The organism is Bilophila wadsworthia ATCC 49260, assembly GCF_000701705.1.
GTDB lineage: Bacteria > Desulfobacterota > Desulfovibrionia > Desulfovibrionales > Desulfovibrionaceae > Bilophila > Bilophila wadsworthia.
Genome location: NZ_JNJP01000132.1, coordinates 1 through 6893, shown reverse-complemented (window position 1 = coordinate 6893; position 6893 = coordinate 1). Strand labels below are relative to the sequence as shown.

General features: G+C 54.0%; 12 protein-coding genes. 4 read left to right on the top strand and 8 right to left on the bottom strand.

The window, feature by feature from the left end:
* Nucleotides 1-113: 113 nt before the first annotated feature.
* From T370_RS0120700 to T370_RS0120685, 4 genes are all read right to left on the bottom strand, one after another.
* The gene (locus tag T370_RS0120700) at nt 114-293 is read right to left on the bottom strand and encodes a hypothetical protein (RefSeq protein ID WP_009367992.1); all 180 of its coding nucleotides are present in this window, start codon (nt 291-293) and stop codon (nt 114-116) included.
* Nucleotides 290-535, bottom strand: coding sequence for a hypothetical protein (locus T370_RS0120695; protein WP_009367993.1), 246 nt, complete (start codon nt 533-535; stop codon nt 290-292). The genes T370_RS0120700 and T370_RS0120695 overlap by 4 nt, the downstream gene beginning before the upstream one ends.
* Nucleotides 532-882: a transcription initiation factor IIE subunit alpha family protein gene (locus T370_RS0120690; RefSeq protein WP_009367994.1), complete on the bottom strand. Its 351-nt coding sequence runs from the start codon at nt 880-882 to the stop codon at nt 532-534. Before T370_RS0120690 ends, T370_RS0120695 begins: the two co-directional genes overlap by 4 nt.
* A gap of 284 nt (nt 883-1166) precedes the next feature.
* The gene (locus T370_RS0120685) at nt 1167-1940 is read right to left on the bottom strand and encodes a DUF3560 domain-containing protein (protein ID WP_029436865.1); all 774 of its coding nucleotides are present in this window, start codon (nt 1938-1940) and stop codon (nt 1167-1169) included.
* 474 nt (nt 1941-2414) lie between these two features.
* On the opposite strand from T370_RS0120685, the gene T370_RS23930 reads away from it, so the two are divergent.
* On the top strand, nt 2415-2840 hold the full coding sequence (locus T370_RS23930; RefSeq protein ID WP_051643933.1) for a hypothetical protein: 426 nt from the start codon (nt 2415-2417) through the stop codon (nt 2838-2840).
* Nucleotides 2841-2876: 36 nt separating this feature from the next.
* Here T370_RS23930 and T370_RS0120670 read toward each other — a convergent pair whose 3' ends face one another.
* The 4 genes from T370_RS0120670 to T370_RS0120655 all read right to left on the bottom strand — a co-directional run bounded on the left by T370_RS0120670 (nt 2877) and on the right by T370_RS0120655 (nt 5070).
* A complete protein-coding gene (locus T370_RS0120670; protein WP_029436862.1) occupies nt 2877-3365 on the bottom strand; it encodes a TIR domain-containing protein in 489 nt (162 codons plus the stop codon).
* 31 nt (nt 3366-3396) lie between these two features.
* Nucleotides 3397-3834, bottom strand: a complete 438-nt coding sequence (locus T370_RS0120665; protein WP_034507354.1) for a nucleoside 2-deoxyribosyltransferase — start codon at nt 3832-3834, stop codon at nt 3397-3399.
* Between the two features lie 50 nt (nt 3835-3884).
* Nucleotides 3885-4538 (bottom strand): S24 family peptidase, encoded by a 654-nt coding sequence (locus T370_RS23925; protein ID WP_051643932.1) that lies wholly within the window; start codon nt 4536-4538, stop codon nt 3885-3887.
* A gap of 250 nt (nt 4539-4788) precedes the next feature.
* A complete protein-coding gene (locus tag T370_RS0120655; RefSeq protein ID WP_029436859.1) occupies nt 4789-5070 on the bottom strand; it encodes a hypothetical protein in 282 nt (93 codons plus the stop codon).
* Between the two features lie 62 nt (nt 5071-5132).
* On the opposite strand from T370_RS0120655, the gene T370_RS23920 reads away from it, so the two are divergent.
* The 3 genes from T370_RS23920 to T370_RS0120640 are packed head-to-tail and all read left to right on the top strand — an operon-like array spanning nt 5133 to nt 6744.
* On the top strand, nt 5133-5645 hold the full coding sequence (locus T370_RS23920) for a helix-turn-helix domain-containing protein (protein WP_051643931.1): 513 nt from the start codon (nt 5133-5135) through the stop codon (nt 5643-5645).
* Entirely contained in the window at nt 5642-6433 is a 792-nt protein-coding gene (locus tag T370_RS0120645; protein ID WP_029436857.1) for a phage antirepressor KilAC domain-containing protein, read from the top strand. Before T370_RS23920 ends, T370_RS0120645 begins: the two co-directional genes overlap by 4 nt.
* Nucleotides 6430-6744 (top strand): hypothetical protein, encoded by a 315-nt coding sequence (locus tag T370_RS0120640; RefSeq protein ID WP_029436856.1) that lies wholly within the window; start codon nt 6430-6432, stop codon nt 6742-6744. The genes T370_RS0120645 and T370_RS0120640 overlap by 4 nt, the downstream gene beginning before the upstream one ends.
* The last annotated feature ends 149 nt before the right edge of the window (nt 6745-6893 follow it).

The window sequence follows — 6893 nt, the reverse complement described above, 5'->3', positions numbered from 1 at the left end:
GGCGATTCCGAGTTGTGTCGTAAAGCGGATAACTTCATAGTCATTCGTCGTGGCAAGCACCTCGGAACCATGAGCGAAGAGCCAATCTGAAAAACGCCGCAGCATTTTTTCGTTCATTGCCCCGCCTCCATGACGAGCGGCGTCATCTGTTCAAAGAGTTCCCGATCTTGCCGCTCAAAATACCCCGTGAGAAGAAAACAGAGAGCGACGATAAGAGCCGCCAGCCACGGGCGGCTCCAAAAGTTGAAGTTGAGGAGTACCGCCCATAGCCGTTTCCAGATGTCAAAGTTCATGCGGCCGCCTCCAGCCGTTCAAGAACAGCGTCGATTCCGCCGTCCTCGTCGATGAACTGGCAGTTGGTGATGGGCCGCGTGGGGACGAGTTCCCCATCGTCCCATTCCGCCGCCCGGAGGCTCCAGCCCTCCCGTGTCGCCTTGAGGAACGACATCACGGCTGCGGGTGAATTGAAAAAGTGTCTGACCGTTCCGCCGTAGAGCGAATTCCCGGTTTCGATGCAGAAGAATGTGGTGGTCATGCGACCCTCCTTGCGTCGAGCTTTTCAATCCACAGGCCGACGACTTCGGCATCGGAAACATGCCCGGCGCGTATATCATCATAGAGCGCGATGAGTTCCGCCGCGTCGCATTCCCCGCCGCATTCCGGGCAGGTGAACAGGCCGTTTTCACAGGTGAGGCTGTGGCGTTCGCCCTGCTCAAGGCAGTTGGGGCAAGGGAAATGCTCCCGGCTCAGGGCCGTGTCGCGTGCCAGCCGCGCGGCAAGGTTCTCTTCCGCGTCGCGCTCAATGGCGCGCATGATGCAGTCTTCCGGGTGATAGCAGGTTCCAAAGGCCCCTTCACGTCCGCAGTTCGTGCCGTAACACATAGAAATACCCTCGTTTTGATGTTTGGCTTGGCGTCCCAAACCCAATGAAAAAGCCCGGTTGGTTCCGGGCTTTTCGATGGGGCTAGGCTGTGGGTTTAAGGGCATCACAAAATTGATGGGGCAGAAGCCCCATACCAATCATCTTCATCCAGGATTAAAACTCGCCTGAACTCTGATTTTTGAATATGTATGAGTTCTACCGGGGTTACAGTTTGAACCCATGCCCGGCGAAATGCCCCCATCTCGTAATGATAAATGCAGACGCGAATCATGATCTGTTCTCCTCAATCGACAATTCCACAAATCTGCTTGGCATAATACGTTGCGGCATTGCTCCGCATCCGTTGCCATGCTCCATTGCGCGGGCTCCAGCGAAAGCCGTGACTCTTGAGCTTGGTCCGCGTGTCGGCGTCGGGCTTATCGTCGAACAAGATTTGCAGCCGATTCTCTTCAACGTTGTCGACGATGGTTCCGCTAGCGAAAGGCGTCTTGATGGTCACGTTCTGAGCCGTAGCCTTGAGCTTTTCAATCCGTGCCTTGATGCGCCGTATCTCCGCACTGTTGTTCGCCAGAGAAAATTGTGGGTACGGTTGATGGTGACAGCTCGACATAGTTGCCCGCATTTTGTCGATTTGAGCCTGCGTCATGCCAAGGGCAAGCAAGGCCGCATCGCCTTTCTTGAAAGCCTTGTTGACTTCCTTCATCCATGCGTGGGCTCTTTCCCTTTCCGCCAGCTTCTTTTCAAGCCGTTCCAAGGCGTCCGGGGCATCCGAAGAAATGCCGCTCTGCCCTACGCATTCGGCTTTCTCTTCATAATATGCGGCCTTCTTGTCGAGGCAGATCGCCTTGTCCATCGTCTGACCGATGCGGGCACGGTATCGGCGGTCCCGGCCTTCCGAGTGATGCCCCACAAGAATGGGCTGCCCCATCGGTATGATTGAAGCCATTTTTTCCGCTTGGCGGGCGGCTGCATCGCTCTCCTGCCGGGCTCTTTCCGCCCGCAGTTCGTAACGTTCCCGGCGGGCCTCCTGCCGTTCGTAATAGTCGGCTTGCGGCATATCCTTTTTCCTCCCTTTTCGTATTGTTTCCAGCCAGAACCGTTATCGTTCCGGCTGGTTCAATGCGAAAATTCACAATTCCTCTTCCTTTCTCTTCCCCGGTTTGCTTTATCCGCCGGGGGCTCCGCCCTGCTCTTTTACCAATGCTCCAACGCCTTGCCGTGGTCATGGCCTTGCCGCCTGTTACGCGGGGGCTCGACGGGTACAACGCCGGGTTTGGGGGCTTCGTCGCGCTACTTGTCGAAGAACTGGCGAATGGGGGGCTCATTCGTCGTGAAGATATGTTTCCATACAGAATCAAAATAGTCAAGCTAAATGTTGCCAAATAGAATCAATTGGTTTAAAAAAATACCGCCGACACCACGAAGGCATCGGTGGTCACGCCCGGCAGGGCACAAAAAAGCCCCTCATGAGGAGGGGCTTGAACCGTTTTTGAGATTCACGTATGATAATGTAAACTCTGGAGAAAAATTTATGTGCCAAGCAAGAGACAGGCGGGCGATCCTTGATGAGCATGAACTCAAGGCACTTCTGATGGTTCAGGGCATTATTGCAAGAATGGCGGACAATTCACAAAAGTGCAAAACATTTTTTTTGACATTATGCGCCGCTGTGACGACGTTGGCTGGCGCGTGTGGTATGAATTTTTCTGGTAAAATCGCGTGGTTATTTTTGGTGTTAACAATGGCTTTTTGGTATCTAGACGCCCGTTATTTGCAGCTTGAGCGCAAATTTAGGCAACACCACAAGGCCATTATAGGCGGAACTGTGCCATATTTAGATCAATGGGATATTGATTTAAATCGATATAATGCTGGCTTTGGGAGCTGCTTAATTTCTTTTTCTGAATGGCTATATCCCGTGACGGGTGCAACCATCCTAATTATTGTGCTTGCCTAAAAAACAGCCTCATACCAATCCTGTATGGGCTTAGCATTATCTTCCAGCACGTTGGCACGCGTCTTCTATCCAGTTGCCAATGTTGTACAGCCCATTGTCACGAATCCATGAGTATTCATTGACAATGAACACCCCAGGTGTATCTACGGGTACATACATTCCATGATGGGCGTAAGGATCTTTGCCGCGTTTTGAGGGAATTCCATATCTATCAGGCATTCCCTCAAGGTAGACGTTAAGACGCCCCATTCTTTTTTGAGTGGCTCTTTCCAATTCGTACTTTACCCATCTACTCAAATATGTTTTTTCCCCGATAAGTAAGACGAGGCAAGAGCATCCTTCCATATTTTCATCAATCCAACGCTGAACGGCTGCGTCACTTTTTCTCACTTCCTCGTTTGGAACATTTTTGACAAACCCTGCAAGCTCGGCACCAACAATAAACGGTAGGTTAACAATTTGATTGACGCGCCATACATCTTCATCCCAGTCATATGAAGGGAAAATTTTTCTGTAGCTTGGCATAGTCACCTCCTCCCCGCTCCGGCGGGGATTTTCATTTTCCACTACATGAGGCCGCACACATCATCAGCAAAAGTTCGTCAATATCTGTGGCAAGACCGTACAGGCAACCCTCAATCATACTGTTCACGTGGTTAAACTGCGTATCCCCGCCTTGTCGAAAGTCGGTGCGGATACCAAAAATAGGAAGCCCCTTGGCGTAGGCGTACCCGATTTCCCAAGCCGTGCCGTCATCAACCTGAGTGCCGTCAAGCAGGGCGACAACGCAGGTACTGCAATCAATGGCGTTGCGGCATGTTTCAAAGATAAGGGCGATCGCCCCGGGGCCAGCGGCTTTGATTTGGTCTGAGGTGAGCAAGTCTCCCGGCCAGACCACGGAGTGCCCTGCTGCGCGTAGGCGTTCGGAAAGTTTACCATGCCACGACCGCTCCGCATCTGAGAAAAGGGGGCCAGCCTGATAGATTTTGCGCATACTACCTCTCTCCGCTACTTTCAGCCTACTCGCTCATGCTCATACGATAACTAGAAAAGCTGCCATACCCACACAACTTTCCCGATAATCACATCCTCGTAGCCTTCAAAGGGTAGCTCCTGTGGCTCATATCGAGGATTATCTGAATACAGAATAATATTACCCTCTTTGCCGAGACGTACCCTCTTCACCAAGACCCCAAAAGGAGGACGGCTAACGAGGTAGATTCCTCCTTCAATGAGGTCTTCACCTAGAGGGACTACACCTACATAGGCCCCCTTTGAGATAGTCGGCTCCATGCTATCCCCGGTCACTTTGATCGCGGCAATATCAGGAAGAAAATATTGAGGGAGTACAGGAATCGTTACCTCGGGGGTACCTGAAAAGAATTCTGAAGGGGAGCCAGCTCCGGCATGAGAAAAAACAGGGATAATCGGCAAATTGTCTCCTTCTACAGGTTCCGCAGGAGAGTGCACACCAATTCGTTTCAAAACTGGCGCTAACCCAAGCTTTTCTTCAAAGAAAAGAATCTTATCTGCAGGAACCCTTTCTCCTTTCAGTTGTCCATTGATATATTTAGATACTGTTCCACGTTCAGTGTTCAACAGTTCGGCAAGACGAGAAACGCTTCCACGCCCGCCTTCATCCACCTTTTCCTTCATGCGTTGGACGATTTCGTCCCACCGTTCTTGTTGAGTTTTCATGTGGTCATCCTTGCCAGAAAAAAATGTTTCTGTCTCGAAACACACTTGCTATTTTTGATTCTTTATGGAATCATACAAAACATGAACGCACTACAAATTTATAAGCAACGCAACCAACTGAAATACGCTGACATTTCAAGAATGACAGGGATAACACGCTCATCTGTCTGGAAGCATTGTCATGCGGAAAAAATCCCACATGGAGCGTGTGCCGTCTACGCATTGAAGTTGGGCATTAGTTTGGAAGCGCTCATACCAGACTGTCCTCCAGCCACCCCCAACACTCCCACCGGATTCGAAGCGGAGACGCACCGCACTGGCTGATGCCCTGCCCACTTTGGGAGTGGTCATTGTGGCACTTATCACCCTCCCGACGCACTAGCCCTTCCGCGCACCGCCGGGCCACGGCCTCGGGCGTCGGGTACTCCGCGACGCGGTACGCCCGCCAGCGTATCCGGGGATCCCCATGGATCAGGATGCGGACGCGCCACACGGGGACGCGCAGGATGATGAGCAAATGAACCGTTTCCATGAATGCAGGATGGGCGAAACCCCGAATCCCGGCAATTTATGAATACACGGAGGATTCACACCATGAGCATGAACTTGCGGCACATGGGGTTCAACGAAGCGCTGGACGCGGCGAAGCAGCGTTCCGGGCTGACCAACGAGGCGATAGCCAACCGCTCGTCCCTCTCCACCGCTGCCGTTTCCAGATACTTCAACAAGTACGACGACTACACGCCATCCCCCGAACTCATCCCCCTCCTGTGCCGGGCGCTCGGCAACACCATCATTGCGGACTGGATCGCGGCGCAGGTCGAGGACATGCACCCGGCAACGAACATCACCACCACGGAAGACCTCACGCGTGCGGTCATGCAGGCGACCGAGAACACGGGAATCCTGAACAAAAAGACTCTGGACGCCGTTGCCGACGGAGAACTGTCGCCTTCCGAGGCCGCCACTATTCAGGCGCAATTCAGGGCGAACGCAAAATGGAACAACGAAGCGGCGGATGCCCTTGATCCGCTGGCCGGCGGACAAGTCTATCGCCACGGATACGGCTTTGTGGCCGTCCCCGTACTGGACGGGAGCCCCAGATGAGCGGGCTGCGAATTTTTCAGAACAGGGAGTTTGGGGCCGTGCGCGTGATCGAGTACGGAGGCGAGCCGTGGTTTGTGGCGCGGGATGTATGCGCCGTCCTCGGAACGGAGACGCGGGATCTGCCGGACATTCTGGAGCACGACGAGCAACGCCCCATTGTCGATATTATCCACACTCTTAATGATTCCACAGGATTGCGACGCGATAGCCGTATCATTTCAGAACCGGGCCTGTACTCGCTCGTCCTCCGATCCCGCAAGCCGGAGGCCAAGGCGTTCAAACGCTGGATCGTGCATGAGGTTATTCCGTCCATCCGTAGGACGGGCGGCTACGGTGCCCTGGCGCTTCCGAACTTCAGGAATCCGGCGGAGGCGGCGCGGGCGTGGGCGGACAAGGAGGAGCAGCGACTTCTTGAAGAACAGAAGCGCCTCGCGCTGGAGCAGAAGATGGAGGAGGTGAGGCCCAAGGTGGTCTTCGCCGAGTCCATCGAGGTCGCCAAGACCAGCATCCTCGTGGGGGAAATGGCGAAGCTCATCAAGCAGGCCACGGGCTACGACATTGGGCAGAACCGCTTTTTCGAGTGGCTCAGGAACAGGGGCTACCTGCACAAGGATGGTTCCCAGACCAACATGCCTACCCAGAGAAGCATGGATGCCGGATGGATGGAGATCAAGGAGGGCACCCGCATCGGAAGCAGTGGGGAAAGTCACATCACCCGCACGCCGAAAATCACGGGCAAGGGGCAAATCTACTTCATCAACCTGTTCAAGAAAATGGTGGAGTCATGATCATCCGCTGCCGCCACCGCATCCCGTCGCCCGAGGCCGTGGGGTTCCTCACGGTGGAAGGGCTCAGGGAAGCCGCCGCGCAATATCCGCACCTGCGGCCCTGCCCGAAGCAGGGCTGGCGTTGGCTGTATCGGACGGCCTGCGCGAAGTGTGGAGACAGAATTGAAGTGCCACTTGAAGGTTCGGCACGCGAACACGAAAAAGGCCCGCTGTTGGAGCAACGGGCCAAAGGGGAAAAGATGATGCAAGTTCATCAAAACGTTGAAAACAGTATGCCCGCAACCGGGCCTGCCGTCAAGGGAAAGGTGTGAATATGGGCGGCTATTTCAAGGTCTGGCGCAAGATTGAGGACTCGAAGTCGTGGAGCCGGGGCGCGCTGTATCGTGGGCTGATGATCACCCTTCTCCAGAAGGCGAACTGGAAGCAAGGATACTTTCACGGGCAGGAAATCCTGCCGGGT

What these genes read in the sequence shown, in the direction of transcription:
- T370_RS0120700 (WP_009367992.1), bottom strand. Translation starts at nt 293, where the DNA reads ATGAACTTTGACATCTGGAAACGGCTATGGGCGGTACTCCTCAACTTC.
- T370_RS0120695 (WP_009367993.1), bottom strand. Translation starts at nt 535, where the DNA reads ATGACCACCACATTCTTCTGCATCGAAACCGGGAATTCGCTCTACGGC.
- T370_RS0120690 (WP_009367994.1), bottom strand. Translation starts at nt 882, where the DNA reads ATGTGTTACGGCACGAACTGCGGACGTGAAGGGGCCTTTGGAACCTGC.
- T370_RS0120685 (WP_029436865.1), bottom strand. Translation starts at nt 1,940, where the DNA reads ATGCCGCAAGCCGACTATTACGAACGGCAGGAGGCCCGCCGGGAACGT.
- T370_RS23930 (WP_051643933.1), top strand. Translation starts at nt 2,415, where the DNA reads ATGTGCCAAGCAAGAGACAGGCGGGCGATCCTTGATGAGCATGAACTC.
- T370_RS0120670 (WP_029436862.1), bottom strand. Translation starts at nt 3,365, where the DNA reads ATGCCAAGCTACAGAAAAATTTTCCCTTCATATGACTGGGATGAAGAT.
- T370_RS0120665 (WP_034507354.1), bottom strand. Translation starts at nt 3,834, where the DNA reads ATGCGCAAAATCTATCAGGCTGGCCCCCTTTTCTCAGATGCGGAGCGG.
- T370_RS23925 (WP_051643932.1), bottom strand. Translation starts at nt 4,538, where the DNA reads ATGAAAACTCAACAAGAACGGTGGGACGAAATCGTCCAACGCATGAAG.
- T370_RS0120655 (WP_029436859.1), bottom strand. Translation starts at nt 5,070, where the DNA reads ATGGAAACGGTTCATTTGCTCATCATCCTGCGCGTCCCCGTGTGGCGC.
- T370_RS23920 (WP_051643931.1), top strand. Translation starts at nt 5,133, where the DNA reads ATGAGCATGAACTTGCGGCACATGGGGTTCAACGAAGCGCTGGACGCG.
- T370_RS0120645 (WP_029436857.1), top strand. Translation starts at nt 5,642, where the DNA reads ATGAGCGGGCTGCGAATTTTTCAGAACAGGGAGTTTGGGGCCGTGCGC.
- T370_RS0120640 (WP_029436856.1), top strand. Translation starts at nt 6,430, where the DNA reads ATGATCATCCGCTGCCGCCACCGCATCCCGTCGCCCGAGGCCGTGGGG.